The organism is Gemella taiwanensis (genome assembly GCF_054054385.1).
The window spans coordinates 12,662-29,644 of sequence record NZ_JBSMTL010000003.1 but is presented as its reverse complement, the minus strand read 5'-3'; the positions used below and the strand labels follow the sequence as shown (position 1 = coordinate 29,644).

Below are 16,983 nucleotides of genomic sequence, written 5' to 3'. Positions count from 1 at the left end.
TATGATAGTTCAGTTAAAAGATTTAAGAAAAGCAATTGCAGTAGTGATAGTAAGTTACTGTGCGGTATTTATAACTACACTTTTTTCTAACTTATATTTAGATTTGAAAGGCCTAGATATTACGGGATTTAATATAATACAGAAGAAGTTTTATGATGCCCAGCTTATTGTTTCGAAGTTTGTAGTAATTATAACAGGAACAGTTTTATCAATAAGTGCGGCGGTAATGTTAATATTTTATATAAAACAATTTATTGATGATTCTAAACATAAAATTGGTATATTAAAAGCTCAAGGTTATAGTAATAACTTTATAGCATCTAAGTTTTCTGTTTTTGGACTTTTAGTATTTTTAGGTTCGTTATTAGGTTATGGAAGTTCACATTTGTTTATGCCGAAATTTTATGAAAGTAGAAATACGGATAATATATTATCTGAGCTTACAATGAACTTTCATCCCCAACTTTTATTAATAATGGTTATATTACCATCACTATCGTTTTTAGTAATATCAATTGTTTATGTACTGTTTAATTTAAATGTACCAACGATTAACTTACTTAAACAAATAAATTCAACAAATAAAAAATTTAGAAAAAGAAGATTTAGACAATATAAAAACTTTTTCAAAGAATTAAGAGCAACAGTATTATTTAGTAATAAAACCCTATTATTCTTTGTTATTTTTGCTACATTATCATTTTCTTCAATGATTCAAATGGCATTTGGTATGAGAGATTTTGTTGATGGAACAATAAGAATTATGATGATGATAATAGGTGTGATATTATCGTTATCTATATTATTAATTTCATTAGAAGTGATTGCTAGTAGTAATATAAAAAATATATCTATTTTAAATATTATGGGCTTTTCAAAAAGTGAATGTTCAAGAATAATATTATCAGGTTATAGAGTAGTAGCATACATAGGTTTTGCTATAGGAACAGTTTATCAGTATTTTTTAATAAGAGCATTACTAAAAGTTTTATCTAAAAAATTAGATAGCGAAACAACATATAACTTTGATTTAATTTCAGTAATTGGTAGTTTTATAGCATTTGTATTAATATATGAAATCTTTATTTTATACTATAGTAATAAGATAAAAGGTTTAAATGTTAAAAAAATTATGATGGAATAAAAATAACAACTCCTTGTATATTTATACAGGGAGTTGTTTTAGGAGTAGTTATTTAGCTAATCCTTCAGAAATTTTATCTAAGTTCCATTTCATCATGCTGTAGTAGCTATCTCCGTTTTGTCCTGGTTCAGCGATTGAATCAGTGAAGATTTTTTCGTAAATAGGAATGTTAGTATCTTTTGATACTGTTTGCATTGGACGTTCGTCAACACTACTTTCTACAAATAGAGAAGGTACTTTAGTTTTACGTAATTTTTCAACTAGAGTTTTGATTTGGTCTGGAGTTCCTTCTTCTTCAGTATTGATTTCCCAAATGTAAGCAGATGGTACGTTGTATGCTTTAGAGAAGTATTTGAAGCATCCTTCACTAGTTACTATAGTTTTTTTCTCTTTAGGAATGTTGTTGAATTTATCTTTAGCTTCTTTGTCTAATTTAGAAAGTTTTTCTAAGTAAGTTTTAAGATTTGCTTCGTAGAAATCTTTGTTTTTAGGATCTTTAGCTTCTAATTGTTTTGCAATGTTTTTAGCATAGATCATACCATTTTCAAGATTTAACCAAGCGTGTGGGTCTTCTTTACCTTTTTCGCTTTGACCTTCAAGGTAAATTACATCAACACCTTCACTAACTGCGTAGTAATCTTTGTTTTCTTCTTTTTTAGCATTTTGAACTAATTTTGTAAACCAAGCGTTACCACCAGTTTCTAAGTTAATACCGTTGTAGAAGATAAGATTAGCTTCAGATGTTTTTTTAACATCATCAGGAAGCGGTTCGTATTCGTGTGGATCTTGTCCAACAGGTACGATACTGTGTAAATCAATTTTATCACCAGCGATATTTTTAGTAATATCAGCGATGATAGAGTTAGTTGCTACTACTTTTAATTTAGTAGCATCATTAGACCCTGAATTTTGTTTAGCACTAGAACATGCGAAAAGTCCAACTGCTAAAGTAAAAATAAGGGCTAGAAAACTTAATTTTTTTAAACCTAATTTTTTCATATTATAGGCCTCCTTTATTATTTTTTTTTGTAAGACAGAGAATAAAATAGATTTACATAACTAATAATAATCATTATCAATTAAAACTTTTTTGATAACACCTTTAAATAAACTCACTTTGAAAGTATTTTTATATTTTAACAAGTTTATTTAAAGGGGTTATTATATTAAATTATTTTTATATAAAAACTAGTTTATTCTTTGTATATTATTACCTTAATTATTTTTTTTATGTTTAACAAAGCGTTGTTTTGGTGCAATGAAGAAACTTATTGCAAAAACAATAGCTGATGTTAATACGATGCTAGATCCTGCTGCTATATTGAATGAGTATCCTATAAATAATCCTAGAACTGAACAACATGCACCGATTGTAGATGATAAGAATATCATTGTTTTTAAACTATTAGCATATAAATATGCAGTAGCAGCAGGTGTAATTAGCATTGCTACAATTAGAATTGTACCAACACTTTGCATTGCTGTTACAGATACTAAAGTTAAAAGTATCATAAGTAAATAGTGATAGAAATTAACTTTCATTCCCATTGCTTTTGCTAATAATTCGTCAAATGAAGTTAGAAGTAATTCTTTGAAGAATAGTGTGATAACTAATAATACAAAAACTCCAACTCCAATAGTAATATACATATCTACATCTTGCACCGCCAGGATGTTCCCGAATAAGATATGGAATAAGTCTGTTGAACTTTTCGCAACACTGATTAAGATAACTCCTAATGCTAAGAATGAACTGAATGTAATACCTATAGCGGTATCACTTTTAATTATAGAATTACCTTTAATAAATGTTATGATAATTGATGCTAATAACCCGAATACGATTGCTCCTATGAAAAAATCTATTCCTAGAATAAATGATAGGGCTACTCCAGGAAGTACTGCGTGAGAGATAGCATCTCCCATAAGTGACATTCCTCTAAGAACTATAAAGCATCCTACAGCCCCTGCTACAATACCTATTACAATTGCAGTAATAAGAGCATTTTGTAAGAAATGGAAATTATAAAGTCCATCAATAAATTCTTTAATCATTTTCGCCACCTCCCATAAAGAATAGGTCGGTACCATAAGCATTTGTTAGATTTTCTCTAGTGAAAGTTTCTTTAGTATTACCATAAGCAATGATTTCTTTATTTAAAAGAAGAACATTGTCAAAATAAGAATGTACTTTTCTTAAGTCATGGTGCACTATTAATATCGTATGGCCCATATTTCGAAGATTTCGTAATGTCTCCATGATTATTTCTTCACTTACTGAGTCAATACCAACAAAGGGTTCGTCTAAAAATATATACTTTGCCTCTTGTACAAGACAACGAGCTATTAATACACGTTGGAATTGCCCCCCTGATAGTTCACTGATTTGACGGTTAGAGAATTTTTCTAAACCAACTAATTTTAAAGCATCATCAACTTTTTGCCAATCAGATTTTTTTAATTTTTTAAGAATACCAATTTTTGAATATAAACCAAGAGAAACACATTCTCTTACCTTTATTGGAAAATTATAATCTATATTTATTTTTTGTTCTACATAGGCAACATTATCAAGATTATCCTTTGCAATCTTATCATCAATTTTTGAAATACCAGTAGAAGGTATTATATTCAAAACGGCTTTTATTAAGGTAGATTTACCAGCACCGTTAGGCCCTATTATACCTGTAATACCAGGCCCTTTAATTTCTAAATTAATATTAGAAAGGGCAGGAGTTTGGTTATAGGTAACATTTAAATTTTCTATTTTAATCATACTTGTCCCTCCTTTATTTTATTTTCTCTACACATTAAAGTTTACCTTAGGAAAGAAAATAAGTCAAGACAATTTTGTTGTATTGAGAAAAAAATATGTACTTTATGAAAAAAACAGTGGAAATTAATTGTAATTTCAGAAAATGAAAATAAAAAAACCTACCTTACAAAAAATATTGTAAGGTAGAAATAAGGGAGTAAATATGAAAAGTCTTTATTATAAGCTAGGGAGACTTATAATAAAAGAACATATTGAAGTAATATAACAATTACTTCATTTATAAGTATAACAGAAGTATATACAAAAAACAAGAGGAAAATATAATTTTCTTTAAAATAATTCAGTTATATTTTGGTAAAATATTAATAAAACTCGATTTATATAAAAAGATTAAAATTTTGATAATAGTTTATATTATTATTTATATATTAAATACAACTAATGCTATTATTATAGTAAAAAATAGTATTAAATATTTTACTGTAAAGATGTAAATATAATAGGCATTTGTAGGAGTTTTAATAACGCTAATTTGTCATTTAAGAAAAATCAATATAATATTAAGTTATTATTTTTCGCTTTAAAAACTAAAAATATAAAAAAATGTTTGAGATAATGTGTAGAAAAAAGGTGAGATATTTTAATATGTAAATTGATTTTATAGGTTTATTGGAATTACAGTTGTATCTTTTAAGAATACAAAATATAAAAAGAAGTTAGTTTTTAATCCTAACTTCTTTTTATGATTTATTTTACTTCAAATTTTTCACGAACGATTTTTGCAACTTGTTCGCAATATTTATCTGTTAGTTCATCGCTACTAGCTTCTACCATTACACGAATTAAATTTTCGGTACCAGAAGCTCGTAATAAGATACGTCCATTTCCTTCTAATTCTTTTTCTACTTTTTCACATTCAGCAAGAATTTCTGCATCTTCCATAGCAGATTTTTTATCCACTACTTTTATATTGACTAGTTTTTGTGGATAAATACTAACTTCATTGGCTAGTTCTTCTAATGATTTTCCAGAAGATTTAATTATATCAGCCAGTTTAACAGCTGTAAGAATACCATCACCAGTTGTCGCATAGTTCATAAGAATAATATGACCAGATTGTTCTCCTCCAAGTGAGTAGTCGTTATTTCTCATTTCTTCAACAACATATCTATCTCCTACGGCAGTTTTTACCGATTGTAATCCATTTTCTTCGATTGCTTTGTAGAATCCGATATTACTCATTACTGTTGATACTACCATGTTATCTTTCAGTTCACCTTGTTCTTTTAGGTGTTTTGCTAAGATGAACATTATTTTATCACCATCAACGATATTACCTTTTGAATCAACAGCAAGCACTCTATCACCATCACCATCGAATGCAAAACCTACATCTACATTATTTTCTTTAACAAAGTTTGCAATTGTATTGATTTTTGTTGAACCAACATTGTCGTTGATATTGATACCATTCGGGTTACATCCGATAGTTTCAATATCTGCTTCTAAATCACCGAAGATGAATGGAGCTACACCTGTCGTGGCTCCATTAGCGCAGTCAAGAGCAATTTTAATTCCTGATAAATCTCCAGAAATAGATTGTTTTATGTGTTGAACATATTTTTGTGTTAGCTCATTTCCACTATATAATTTTCCGATTTTTTCAAAACTAGCATTTTTTATTTCGTCTGAATTGTCGATTAGGTGTTCAATTTCTAATTCTTGATCGTCTGTAAGTTTGAATCCATCAGGTCCAAAAATTTTAATTCCATTGTCTTGGTATGGATTGTGAGAAGCAGAAATCATAATTCCGCTATCTGTTTCAATTGTTTTAGTAAGATATGCAATAGCTGGAGTAGGGATAGTTCCTACCGTCATAACATTAACACCAGTACTAGTTAGTCCTGCTGTTAAAGCTTGTTCAATCATGTCACATGAAATTCTAGTATCTCTACCTATTATTACTTTTGGATGTTCTTTTTTTTCAGTAAGTAATTTACCAAGAGCTTTACCTACTTTAAAACTTAAATCGGCAGTTAGTGATTCTCCTGCGATACCACGAATACCGTCTGTTCCAAAATATTTTCTCATAAAAAAATGACTCCTTGTATTATAATCTATATGAATATTACTATATAAAGTAAAATAAGTCAAGGTCTAGGGTTGTTTTAAGCGTTTTATTAAGTAATTAATATCATGTAAAGCGTTATTTAAAAGAGAAATTAAGAATATTAAAAAACAACTCGAAAATTGATTGTAAAAAATCTTATTCTCGAGTTATTCTTTCAGGTTTTATGACATATAGAGTTTTTGAATTTATGAATCAATATGTATATTAGTAATTGATATTACTATTATTTATTTAATTTTTCAATATCTTCTAGAACTTTTTTAGCTTCATCTTTCTCGTTCTTAGAATAAACATGCTTATTATATATTATTGCACTTATAGAAATCATATGAGCTGAAACTGGAGCGGCTAAGAATAAGAATCCAATTGCTAAAAAGAATTTAAACTCAAGGACGTGTAAATATCTATAGAAATAAACAAATCCAGCAATAAGTACTAATTCAACAGCAAATGAACCAGTAACACCAGCGGCGTGAATTTTAGTTAGTTCATCAGGTAACCTAATGAATCCAATCACAGTTGCTAACATAGCTATAATAGAAACTAAAATTAGAAGTATAATAACAATATCTAAAATATTATTTAGTATCATCACTGAAAACCTCCTTTTTAGCTAAGAATCTAGCAGTAACTACAGTACCAACTAAACAGATAATAGCTATTATAAGTATAAGTGAAATATATGAAAAAGTTTTATAGTACATACTTACTAAAACTATTAAGCACATAAGAGGCATAGCAAGAAGGTCGCTTGCTATTAATTTATCAAAGATACTAGGCTTTTTAACGATATAAATTAGTAGGAAAAATATCATAGCAATACTAGCGAAAATCCCCAATAAAATAGAATACTCTACAATTTTATCCATCTAAATCAACCTCCAATATTGCTTTTTCAAAGCTATTTTTTATACCTTCAATTTCACCAGGAATATTATCAGTATCTAAACAGTGAATATGTAAGACCTTATTATCATGACTAATATTCACCGTAAGAGTACCAGGTGTTAAAGTAATCATGTTGGCTAAAAGGGTAATTTGCCAAGCTTTTTTTACTTCAAGAGGATATTCAAAAATGACAGGATTAACATCAAGATCTTTTTTGAACATTAATTTTAAAACATTCACATCTGCTTTTAGCAATTCAACTAAAAACATTAAGATTAATTTTATCCATTTGTATACATAAATGTAGTATAGTTGTTCTCCTAAAATATTTTTAACAAATGTTTTTCTGAAGATGAATAATAATACCATCCCCCAGAAAAATCCAACTGCAAAATATTCAGAATTATAACTTCCTGAAAAGAACATCCATATTACACCAACTAATATGTTAATTAAAAATTGTAGTGCCATAATTATGCTCCTTTCTTAAGTACTAAATCGATATAATGATGAGGATTAAGTACCATTTGTATACCTTTATCGAAGAATCCATCTAATAGGTTAGTGCTAACTCCAATAATTAATGCAATTGCTATGATAGCGATAAGAGGGATTTGTACACCTTTAGGAAGAGGTTTTAAAATTAAACTCTTATTTATATTATCGTAAAAGACATTTAAGAAAACTTTAATTAATGAGTAAAACACAACTAATCCAGATAAAGCAACAAGTATTGCAATAAATGTATTGTTGTTTGCTACTAATCCTTTAATTATTAAAGCTTTACCATAAAATCCGCTAAATGGTGGTACTCCTGCTAATGATAAGACAACAATAAAGTATGTCCATCCTAGAAGAGGATATTTGTTAATTAATCCACATTTTTGAATATATTTAACACCGCTAACGTAAATTATTAAGCCTACGATTATGAATAAAGCAGCTTTAAGCAGTATGTCGTTAACAGCGTAGAATAAAGCACCTTTAACACCAAATGTATTTAATGTAGCTGTTCCACAAACCATTACTCCTAGAGAAATTACAATGTTAAATACTACTATTTGTTTTAAATCTTTTTGGTAAATTGCCCCAATACATCCGGCTATTATAGATATAGCACCTAAAATTAATAAGTATGATTTAATGAAGTTTGACTCGTAGTAGAATAGTCCATAAGTTCTAATAATCGAGTATAGTCCAACTTTTGTTAATAGCGCCCCAAAGATAATTGAGACAGCAATTGGAGGTGCTACATACGATTTATTCATCCAAGTGAATAGTGGGAATAATGCTCCTTTCATACAGAACACGAATATCATTACTGCGCCGACAAGGTATAATCCTCTGCGATCTGACATAGAAGAAATTGTTTGTGATATGTATGCCATATTCAAACTACCAACAATTGTGTAAAGATAACCGATACTAATAACAAATAAACTACCAGCAAAAACGTTCATTAGTACATAACTAATAGAAGATTTAAGTTGTTCTTTATTTATACCTACTAACAATAGTAAGTAAGAAGACATAAGTAAGATTTCGTAGAAAACAAAAAGGTTAAAAATATCTCCTGTAGTGAATGCTCCGTTAATACCTACCATTATTAATAAGAAACCTGGATAGAAGAAGCTAAGTTCACGTATTTTATCTATTGTTTTAAATGAGTATAATAGAGTTGCTAAAAATACTAATGATGAAGTTGTAACTAAAACACTGTTTAGTCCATCTAAAGTCAATGTAATACCGAAAGGACTAGCCCAGTTACCCATTTCTAATATTAGTATTTTATGTTTATCTACAAGATAGATGTTGTAGATTGAAAATGCTAAGACTAACAGAGTAGCTAATGTTGTTAGTAAACGTTGCATGGCTATTCTTTTTCTAAATAATACTGTTATTGCAGCAAATAGAAGGGGTATAAATATTGGAATAACAGGTAAATTACTATGCATTATTTCTCTCCTCCTTCATATTTTCAACGTCTTCAAGATCAATTACATTATCGCTTCCTTTTAGTTTGTAGTTAGCGATATAAATTGAAATTAATAAACAAGTTACTGCAAAACCAATAACGATAGCAGTAAGAATAAGTGCTGCTGGTATTGGGTCTATATAATTTTTTCCTAATTCTGAGATAATGGGGATATCACCATCATATAGACCACCTGCGATAAGAATAATTAGGTTAGCAGCATGTCCAAAAAGACCAACACCGATAATTATTCGCATCATACTCTTAGAAAGCATAAGGTAAACACCAAAACCAACAAGAATACCGCATAAGATAATCATATAAAATTCCATTATTTACCATCCTTTCCAAAAGCTAATATTACTGACATTAATACACCAACAACTACGAAGTAAACACCTAAGTCGAAAATCGCAGCTGTATGTAATTCCATCTCTCCCATAATTGGAACATGGATATGAGTGAAGTGATGTTTAAAGAAATTTTTTCCAACAACAACTCCACTAAAAGCTGTTCCGATAGAGAAAAGTAAGCCGATTGCTGTTACATAAACGTAATTTATTGGAAGTAGTTTAGTAACTTTGTCTATTCCATATGTGAACATAGATAAAGCAAGAGCCATTGTACAAAGGAGTCCACCTACGAAACCACCACCTGGAAGGAAGTGCCCACCGAAGTATAAACTAAGTGAAAGTAGAAATATACAACCTGAAATAATTGCAGATAATGATTTTAAAATTACATCATTAGTTTTCATCTTTTGGTCCTCCTCTTTTAATAATTTTGAACATAGCATAAATTATTAGAGCTACCATCGTCATAACTGTTATTTCAAACAAGGTATCAAATCCCCTGAAATCAACGATAATAACATTTACTATGTTTCCTCCACCAGATGCTACAACGTTATCGAAATAAAATTGGCTGATTTCTGATGGATTTTTGTATGCATAAGATACAAGTCCTACAATTATAAAACTAACACCAGTCAGTGTTGCAATAATTGCGTTTGTAAGTTTGAAACTATTTTTTTCTACTTGTCTTGTTTTATCAGTTAATAGAATGAAAGCTATTAAGAAGATAATTGTAGAAATTGATTCGATGACGAATTGTGTCATTGCTAAATCAGGTGCTCTGAAAGTTACATATAAACCAGTCATCATAAATCCAACACCAGATGAAAGGATTATAAGTACTAATCTATTGTAAACTCTTGTTAGAGCAACACAACAAAGGACAATACATAGTCCAATGAATATATTCATATAATGAATAGTAGAGAAGTTATTTATTATCATAGGTCTACCAATTGCAAAATAACCACTGATAATGGTAGCTGATAGGCCACAGAATATATAACTCATATTTCTTCTTAGTTGATTAGTGATGAATGCATCGTGAAGTCTACCACTAACTTTATGTAATAATATACCTAAATTATTATATGCACCGTGAATAGAAATAATGCTAGGATTCATTGAATAAATACTATTTCCACTAGCAAAAACTTTATAAATTACAAAGCTTGCGATTATAACAAAAATAGAAGTAAGAAGCTCAGATGATATGAAACTATCATGATGAACATGAGTTATTACCTCATTATTTGTTGTTTTTACAGCAAGAGCAGCTTGTTGAGCTGGAATTACAATGTAATCTTTAATAAACGTGTTAATAATAACGAAGATTACAAGTATTATTGGAGAAATAAACATTCCATTTTTTGGTAAATGAAGTTTTTTGTCTCCAAGTACTTTACTATCGAAAGTACCTAGGAATGGTTTGAAAGCTAATATTAATGAATATACTGCTGTTCCTAGAGCACTGATTACAACAGCTATAACAATTATCATGTATAACATACTAGAATTTAATAAACCATATACAGCTGTTAAGAAATATTCTTTTGAGTAGAATCCACTTAATGGTGGAATTCCTGCCATAGAGAATCCAGCTATTATACTTAATATAAATCCAAGAGGCATATACATTCTTACTCCTCTTAGTTGTTTAATATCTCTAGTATGGAATGAGTGATCTATTATACCAGTTATCATAAACAAGCTAGCTTTAAATGCTGCGTGATTAATAATATGGAAACATACAGCATAAAATGCAAAAGTATAAATATAATGATTATCATTATATAGACCTAAGTTTGCAACACCAATCATAAGTGTCATCATACCAAGCTGACTGATTGTTGAATATGCTAAAATCCCTTTTAGATCTTTTAAAAAAATTGCAGATATTGATCCTAATAACATAGTAATAGTACCAAAAACAATTAAGACATTTCCGAAAGCTGGTGTGAATGAGAATACAATTCCAATTCTAAGTAATAAATAAATACCGGCTTTAACCATTGTCGCAGAGTGAAGATAACTACTAATTGGAGTTGGAGCAGCCATTGCATCAGGTAACCAAATATGAAATGGAAATTGAGCTGATTTAGTGAATGCACCAAATAAAATAAGAATCATAGCGATAATATATTTACTGTTGTAACCATGATTATTAGTGAAGTCAATTATTTCACTAACGTTAAAACTACCAGTGATACTATTTAGAATGAAGATACCTGCTAGCATTAATACACCACCAAAAACAGTAATTATTAATGATTTTAAAGCACCTTTTCTTGAAGCATCATTTTCATGCCAATAACTAATAAGTAGGAAAGAAGATACAGAAGTCAACTCCCAAAACATGTACATACTAAGCATATTATCAGATAATACTACTCCTAGCATTGCTGACATGAATATTAATAGAAATATATAAAATTTATGTAGTTTTTCATCTGAAATACTCATATAGTAACATGAATATAAGATTACTAAGGTACCAATTCCTGTAATTAGTAATGAGAAAAGAAGTGATAAACCGTCAAGATTAAGGTTAATATCAAGTCCTGCATTAGAAACAAATGCCAATTTTTTATATATTGTCCCACCTGAATAGATATATTTTATATTTGATACAAAATATCCAAACAGAATTAATGGTACAATTATAACAAATTTTCCAGTATGAATATTTTTGAAGTTTTTTCTTAAGAAAGGTATGAAAAACATCGCAATTACTGGGAAAAAGACAGCTAATTGTAACATAAAAAAACCTCTTTCTAATTTATTTTTTATAACATTAATTATATAACAAAATTGATTAAATTACTATTAATATCCAATTTTTATCTAATTATTTTTCAATAAATATTGTTGTATATTACAAAATACCATTAATAATTCTTTAATAAGCTGTAAAAATATGTGTTAATTTTTTTTGAAAAGAATAAATATTGTTGTATTTTAAGTAAAGTTTATATTTATATATATTTACTATATATTATGAAATTATTGTTGAAAACATCATGTAAGAGTTATTGTTTTCAGAATATTCGTTGGAAAATATAGATAATTATTTTTCTAATATAACTTGTTTAAGATAAGAAAAAAAGGTATAATAAAGTTATTAATATATTTACAGGGGGACTAACTGATGTCACATAAACAAACACCACATATTAAACCAAATGGAGTAGAAATCGCTGAAACGATTCTTTTACCGGGAGATCCTTTAAGAGCGAAATTTATTGCTGAAACTTTCTTAGAAGATGCCGTTTGTTTTAATGAAGTGCGTGGTATGCTAGGATATACTGGAACATACAAAGGTAAAAAGATTTCTGTAATGGGAACTGGTATGGGACCAGCTAGTATCGGTATTTATTCTTATGAATTAATTCATACATTTGGAGTGAAAAACTTAATTAGAATTGGAACTTGTGGAGCATTACAACCAGAAGTAAAATTATACGATGTAATCTTAGGTATGGGGTCTTCTACAAATTCAAATTACATGCACCAATACAATATCCCAGGAAACTATAGCTTAACAGCTTCATTTGATCTATTATTAAAAGCATACAATAAAGCTCAAGAAATGGGACAACAAGTACACGTTGGGAATATTTTATGTAGTGAGATTTTCTATAATGCTGATGAAAAAGCTATGGAAAACTGGATTAAAATGGGAGTTTTAGCTGTTGAAATGGAAAGTACTGCATTATACGCTAACGCAACCGCAGCAGGAGTTAATGCTTTAACAATCTTAACAGTAAGTGACTCTTTAGTAACAGGAGAAGAAACTACTCCTGAAGAAAGACAAACAGCGTTTACTAAAATGATGGAAATTGCTTTAGGTCTAGCATAAAATTTAAATTTAAGAGATAATTTAGAGGTAATATTATATGAGTAACTATCAAGAATTATATGAAAAATGGTTAAACAGTTCAGCTTTAACTGAAGAAGAAAAACTTCAATTAAAAAATGTAGCTGATGATGAAGTAGAAAAAGAAGATAGATTTTATAAAGAATTAGAATTCGGAACTGCGGGATTACGTGGTAAAGTAGGTATGGGTTCAAATAGAATGAATAGATTCATTATCGCTCGTGCTACAAAAGCGTTAGCGCAAACTATTATCGACAATGGATTACAAGAAAAAGGTATTGCTATTGCACACGATCCACGTCTTTTCTCAAAAGAATTTGCTAAACTAGCAGCATTAGTAATGGCTAGTAACGGAGTTAAAGCATACCTATTCGAAGATTTGCGTCCAACTCCAGAATTATCATTTGCAGTTCGTTACTTAGGAACAGCTAGTGGTATTAACATTACAGCAAGTCACAATCCTAAAGAATATAATGGATATAAAGTATACTGGCAAGAAGGGTCTCAAATTAAATCTGATATAAGTGATAAAGTTTTAGAATACATTAACTCAATGGATATCTTTGATAACTATGTTACTTTAACAGAAGAAGAAGCTCAAGAAAAAGGATTATTAGTTTACATTGGTCAAGAAATTGATGAAGAATTCTATAGAGAATCTTTAAACTGTGCAATTAATGATGAAAATATCGACAAAAATATTTCTGTAGTTTATACACCATTAAATGGTGCAGGATACAAAGCTGTAACAACAGTTCTTGCACGCCGTGGATTTGAAAATGTTCATGTTGTCGAAGAGCAAAAAGATCCAGATGGAACTTTCCCAACAATTGAATATCCAAACCCAGAGGACACTGCAGCATTTGAATATGGTGAAAGACTAGCTAAAGAAGTTAACGCTGATGTAATTATAGCAACTGACCCCGACTGTGATCGTCTTGCTGTAGAAGTAATTCACAATGGTGAAGTAGTTTCTCTAAATGGTAACCAAGCTGGAGCGGTATTAGTTCAATATGTTATTGAAAATCTTGCTAAACAAAACAAACTTCCAGAAAACCCAGTATTAGTTAAATCTATCGTAACTTCAAAAATGGTAGAACCACTGTGTAAAGAATACGGAGTAGAAGTAATTGACGTTCTAACTGGTTTCAAAAACATCTGTGCATTACCAAATGAATGGGATATTACAGGTGAGAAAAACTATGTGATGGGATATGAAGAAAGTATCGGATACAACGTTGGTACATTCTTACGTGATAAAGATGGTGTTACTATCGCTATGTTATTAGTAGAAGCAGCAGCATTCTACAAAACACAAGGTAAAACATTAGTAGATGTGCTGGATGGATTCTATGAAAAATATGGTTATTACCTAGATAAAACTATCTCAATCGTTTTAGAAGGAGCGGCAGGTGCTCAAAGAATTAAACGTATGATGGAAAAATATCGTGAAATCTTTGCTCGTGAAATTGCTGGAAGTGAAGTAGTAGCTATTACTGACTACTTAGTGCAAAAAGAAAAAACTGTAGCAACTGGTGAAGAAAAAGATATTGAAATCGAAAAAACAGATGCTGTTAAATTCAGTTATTCAGATGAATCTTGGTATACTTTACGTCCAAGTGGAACTGAGCCAAAAGTAAAACTTTACATCTACGTTAAAGATGCAGATAAGAAAGTTGCTGAAGAAAAATTAGTTAAATTTGAAGAAAAAGTATTAGAATTACTTTACTCAATCGATTAATAAATTAGTGAAAAAAGGAAGTGAGAAAAAATCTCGCTTCCTTTTTTGCTATTTATTATAATATTTTAGATATTCTTTACAGAATTGTCTAGCTGATAATTTTCCGCTTTGTCTATCTGCGTATGAAGAGCTAACAAATTTTGAAATTTCGTCAGTATATTCTACTTTTGGTAAAGGTTTCTCAAGGACAGTGTCTCTATTAATAGCGAATGTTGAGAAACAGATTCCAACTAGACGAGTATGTCTAGTTTCATGATTAAATGCACTTAGTTCTGCAAAAATCTCCACACTTCTAGTACCAACTCTAGAAATATAACTATTGATAATTAATGCTTCGTGTCTATGTACAACATCTAAAAATTGATATGTGTCAATACTTGCTGTAAAGAAGGGTAGGTGTGTATATCTACGTATTACTAAACCTTGTACATCGTCAAGCCAGTATAGAGTTTGTCCACCGAATAATGTGTCATGTCTGTTCATATGGTTAGGATATATAGTATGGAAGTTTTCAATCCTAGTATCTTTATAATTCATAACTTCTTGCATGAAAAAGTTCTCCTTAAAATTTAATTTTACTAATGTCTAATATAAAATTAGAATACATATGTAATTGTAACATAAAAAAACAATATTATTAAGAAGATTGTTTATAATATTAGAAAAAAGATACATATATATTTATATAAAAAATAGTGTAGTATAACCTTTACATTTTGTTAAAAAGTATATTATAATAAAATAAAATACAAATGAGGTGAAGAATAATGAAATATGAAACTATGTTAGAACGTTTTTTAGGATATGTTAATTTTAAATCTAGATCTAATGCGGCTAGTACAACAATCCCGTCTACTCCAGAGCAAAAAGATTTCTTACGTATGTTAAAAGGTCAACTAGAAGAACTAAATCTTAGCGATATAGTCCTAAATGAAGAAAATTGGTTCTTAACAGCGACATTACCAGCTAATACTGATAAGCCTTATGACAAAATAGGTTTTATTTCACATGTAGATACAGCTGATTTTAATGTAGAAGGAATAAATCCACAAGTTATTGAAAACTACGATGGAGAAGATATAGTTTTAAATAAAGAATTAAATATTGTAATGACTAAAGAAGAGTTTCCTAATTTAAGTAACTATAAAGGTCTTACATTAATTACTACAGATGGTACAACTTTACTAGGTGCTGATGATAAAGCAGGAATTACTGAAATAGTAGAAGCTATTAAATACCTAAGTGAACATCCTGAAATAGAACATGGAGATATTCGTATCGCATTCGGTCCAGATGAAGAAATTGGACGTGGTGCTGATCATTTTGATGCAAAAGGATTCGCTACGGATTATGCTTATACTATGGATGGTGGAGTTCTAGGAGAGCTTCAATATGAAAGCTTTAATGCTGCGCAAATTACATATAAAATTACAGGAGTAAGTGTACATCCAGGTACTGCAAAAGGAAAAATGAAAAATGCTAATATGATTGCTGCTGAACTAGCTTCATTATTCCCAGAAAAAGAAGTTCCTGAGCATACAGAAGGGTATGAAGGATTCTACTTACTACACAATATGCAAGCGAGAATTGAAGAAGCGGAAATGGTTTATATTATTCGTGACCACGATAGAGAAAAATTCCTTGCACGTAAAAAATTCGCAGAAGAAGTTGCTACTAAGATTAATGAAAAATATGGCGATGTTGTTGAATATGAACTTTACGATCAATATTATAATATGGGTGATGTAATAAAAGAAGATAAACGTTGCGTTGATGTAGCTGAACAAGCTATCAAAAATGTTGGTGTAACACCATTAATTATTCCAATACGTGGAGGAACTGATGGTTCTAAAATTTCTTACATGGGTATTCCGACTCCTAATATTTTCGTTGGGGGAGAAAACTTCCATGGACAATATGAATTTAGTTGCTTAGAACATATGTCAAAAGCGGCTGATACAATAGTGGAGATTGCTAAATTAGCAAAAAAGTAGAAAAAATAACTCCATGGTGTCAAAGATAATTTATGAAATCATATAATATATACTATATCATAGTAGCATTAAGTTTATTATGAAGAAATTAGTTCGTGAATTAA

Annotated in this window: 16 protein-coding genes; 4 read left to right on the top strand and 12 right to left on the bottom strand. The window is 29.5% G+C overall.

All coding sequences use genetic code 11. From position 1 onward, the window contains the following. Nucleotide 1: 1 nt before the first annotated feature. Entirely contained in the window at nucleotides 2–1,144 is a 1,143-nt protein-coding gene (locus ACWOA3_RS03595; RefSeq protein WP_456884154.1) for an FtsX-like permease family protein, read from the top strand. Nucleotides 1,145–1,192: 48 nt separating this feature from the next. Here the strand turns inward: ACWOA3_RS03595 and ACWOA3_RS03590 are convergent, their stop codons facing one another. The 11 genes from ACWOA3_RS03590 to mbhE form a co-directional block, all read right to left on the bottom strand. After that, nucleotides 1,193–2,143: a metal ABC transporter substrate-binding protein gene (locus ACWOA3_RS03590; RefSeq protein ID WP_003147011.1), complete on the bottom strand. Its 951-nt coding sequence runs from the start codon at nucleotides 2,141–2,143 to the stop codon at nucleotides 1,193–1,195. Nucleotides 2,144–2,359: 216 nt separating this feature from the next. After that, the gene (locus ACWOA3_RS03585) at nucleotides 2,360–3,199 is read right to left on the bottom strand and encodes a metal ABC transporter permease (protein WP_003147010.1); all 840 of its coding nucleotides are present in this window, start codon (nucleotides 3,197–3,199) and stop codon (nucleotides 2,360–2,362) included. After that, nucleotides 3,192–3,920, bottom strand: a complete 729-nt coding sequence (locus ACWOA3_RS03580) for a metal ABC transporter ATP-binding protein (protein WP_003147009.1) — start codon at nucleotides 3,918–3,920, stop codon at nucleotides 3,192–3,194. Before ACWOA3_RS03580 ends, ACWOA3_RS03585 begins: the two co-directional genes overlap by 8 nt. Nucleotides 3,921–4,667: 747 nt before the next feature. Then, nucleotides 4,668–6,011: a phosphoglucosamine mutase gene (gene glmM, locus ACWOA3_RS03575; protein WP_003147008.1), complete on the bottom strand. Its 1,344-nt coding sequence runs from the start codon at nucleotides 6,009–6,011 to the stop codon at nucleotides 4,668–4,670. A 263-nt stretch (nucleotides 6,012–6,274) separates the two neighbouring features. After that, nucleotides 6,275–6,643, bottom strand: coding sequence for a cation:proton antiporter (locus ACWOA3_RS03570; protein WP_003147007.1), 369 nt, complete (start codon nucleotides 6,641–6,643; stop codon nucleotides 6,275–6,277). Then, nucleotides 6,630–6,920, bottom strand: a complete 291-nt coding sequence (locus tag ACWOA3_RS03565; protein WP_003147006.1) for a monovalent cation/H+ antiporter complex subunit F — start codon at nucleotides 6,918–6,920, stop codon at nucleotides 6,630–6,632. The genes ACWOA3_RS03570 and ACWOA3_RS03565 overlap by 14 nt, the downstream gene beginning before the upstream one ends. After that, a complete protein-coding gene (locus tag ACWOA3_RS03560) occupies nucleotides 6,913–7,410 on the bottom strand; it encodes a Na+/H+ antiporter subunit E (RefSeq protein WP_003147005.1) in 498 nt (165 codons plus the stop codon). Before ACWOA3_RS03560 ends, ACWOA3_RS03565 begins: the two co-directional genes overlap by 8 nt. A gap of 2 nt (nucleotides 7,411–7,412) precedes the next feature. Continuing rightward, nucleotides 7,413–8,894 carry a proton-conducting transporter transmembrane domain-containing protein gene (locus ACWOA3_RS03555; RefSeq protein ID WP_456884149.1) on the bottom strand — a complete coding sequence of 494 codons (1,482 nt, stop codon included), beginning with the start codon at nucleotides 8,892–8,894 and terminating at the stop codon, nucleotides 7,413–7,415. Then, nucleotides 8,887–9,246, bottom strand: coding sequence for a Na(+)/H(+) antiporter subunit C (locus tag ACWOA3_RS03550; RefSeq protein WP_003147003.1), 360 nt, complete (start codon nucleotides 9,244–9,246; stop codon nucleotides 8,887–8,889). Before ACWOA3_RS03550 ends, ACWOA3_RS03555 begins: the two co-directional genes overlap by 8 nt. Then, nucleotides 9,246–9,671, bottom strand: coding sequence for a Na(+)/H(+) antiporter subunit B (locus ACWOA3_RS03545; protein WP_003147002.1), 426 nt, complete (start codon nucleotides 9,669–9,671; stop codon nucleotides 9,246–9,248). The genes ACWOA3_RS03550 and ACWOA3_RS03545 overlap by 1 nt, the downstream gene beginning before the upstream one ends. Next, a complete protein-coding gene (gene mbhE, locus ACWOA3_RS03540) occupies nucleotides 9,661–12,027 on the bottom strand; it encodes a hydrogen gas-evolving membrane-bound hydrogenase subunit E (protein ID WP_003147001.1) in 2,367 nt (788 codons plus the stop codon). The genes ACWOA3_RS03545 and mbhE overlap by 11 nt, the downstream gene beginning before the upstream one ends. Nucleotides 12,028–12,415: 388 nt before the next feature. Here mbhE and deoD point away from each other — a divergent pair, with 388 nt between their 5' ends. Further along, a complete protein-coding gene (deoD, locus tag ACWOA3_RS03535) occupies nucleotides 12,416–13,126 on the top strand; it encodes a purine-nucleoside phosphorylase (RefSeq protein WP_003147000.1) in 711 nt (236 codons plus the stop codon). Nucleotides 13,127–13,163: 37 nt separating this feature from the next. After that, nucleotides 13,164–14,885 (top strand): phospho-sugar mutase, encoded by a 1,722-nt coding sequence (locus ACWOA3_RS03530; RefSeq protein ID WP_003146999.1) that lies wholly within the window; start codon nucleotides 13,164–13,166, stop codon nucleotides 14,883–14,885. Nucleotides 14,886–14,933: 48 nt separating this feature from the next. On the opposite strand, the gene ACWOA3_RS03525 is transcribed toward ACWOA3_RS03530, so the two are convergent. After that, nucleotides 14,934–15,434, bottom strand: coding sequence for an acyl-CoA thioesterase (locus ACWOA3_RS03525; protein WP_003146998.1), 501 nt, complete (start codon nucleotides 15,432–15,434; stop codon nucleotides 14,934–14,936). Nucleotides 15,435–15,652: 218 nt separating this feature from the next. On the opposite strand from ACWOA3_RS03525, the gene pepT reads away from it, so the two are divergent. Continuing rightward, nucleotides 15,653–16,879 carry a peptidase T gene (pepT, locus tag ACWOA3_RS03520; RefSeq protein WP_003146997.1) on the top strand — a complete coding sequence of 409 codons (1,227 nt, stop codon included), beginning with the start codon at nucleotides 15,653–15,655 and terminating at the stop codon, nucleotides 16,877–16,879. Nucleotides 16,880–16,983 lie beyond the last annotated feature (104 nt).

Bases quoted from the DNA above. Each gene is read 5' to 3' on its own strand.
- deoD (WP_003147000.1), top strand. From the start codon at position 12,416: ATGTCACATAAACAAACACCACATATTAAACCAAATGGAGTAGAAATC.
- ACWOA3_RS03560 (WP_003147005.1), bottom strand. From the start codon at position 7,410: ATGGCACTACAATTTTTAATTAACATATTAGTTGGTGTAATATGGATG.
- ACWOA3_RS03570 (WP_003147007.1), bottom strand. From the start codon at position 6,643: ATGATACTAAATAATATTTTAGATATTGTTATTATACTTCTAATTTTA.
- ACWOA3_RS03580 (WP_003147009.1), bottom strand. From the start codon at position 3,920: ATGATTAAAATAGAAAATTTAAATGTTACCTATAACCAAACTCCTGCC.
- pepT (WP_003146997.1), top strand. From the start codon at position 15,653: ATGAAATATGAAACTATGTTAGAACGTTTTTTAGGATATGTTAATTTT.
- ACWOA3_RS03585 (WP_003147010.1), bottom strand. From the start codon at position 3,199: ATGATTAAAGAATTTATTGATGGACTTTATAATTTCCATTTCTTACAA.
- ACWOA3_RS03555 (WP_456884149.1), bottom strand. From the start codon at position 8,894: ATGCATAGTAATTTACCTGTTATTCCAATATTTATACCCCTTCTATTT.
- ACWOA3_RS03545 (WP_003147002.1), bottom strand. From the start codon at position 9,671: ATGAAAACTAATGATGTAATTTTAAAATCATTATCTGCAATTATTTCA.
- ACWOA3_RS03590 (WP_003147011.1), bottom strand. From the start codon at position 2,143: ATGAAAAAATTAGGTTTAAAAAAATTAAGTTTTCTAGCCCTTATTTTT.
- ACWOA3_RS03530 (WP_003146999.1), top strand. From the start codon at position 13,164: ATGAGTAACTATCAAGAATTATATGAAAAATGGTTAAACAGTTCAGCT.
- ACWOA3_RS03550 (WP_003147003.1), bottom strand. From the start codon at position 9,246: ATGGAATTTTATATGATTATCTTATGCGGTATTCTTGTTGGTTTTGGT.
- mbhE (WP_003147001.1), bottom strand. From the start codon at position 12,027: ATGTTACAATTAGCTGTCTTTTTCCCAGTAATTGCGATGTTTTTCATA.
- ACWOA3_RS03565 (WP_003147006.1), bottom strand. From the start codon at position 6,920: ATGGATAAAATTGTAGAGTATTCTATTTTATTGGGGATTTTCGCTAGT.
- ACWOA3_RS03525 (WP_003146998.1), bottom strand. From the start codon at position 15,434: ATGCAAGAAGTTATGAATTATAAAGATACTAGGATTGAAAACTTCCAT.
- ACWOA3_RS03595 (WP_456884154.1), top strand. From the start codon at position 2: ATGATAGTTCAGTTAAAAGATTTAAGAAAAGCAATTGCAGTAGTGATA.
- glmM (WP_003147008.1), bottom strand. From the start codon at position 6,011: ATGAGAAAATATTTTGGAACAGACGGTATTCGTGGTATCGCAGGAGAA.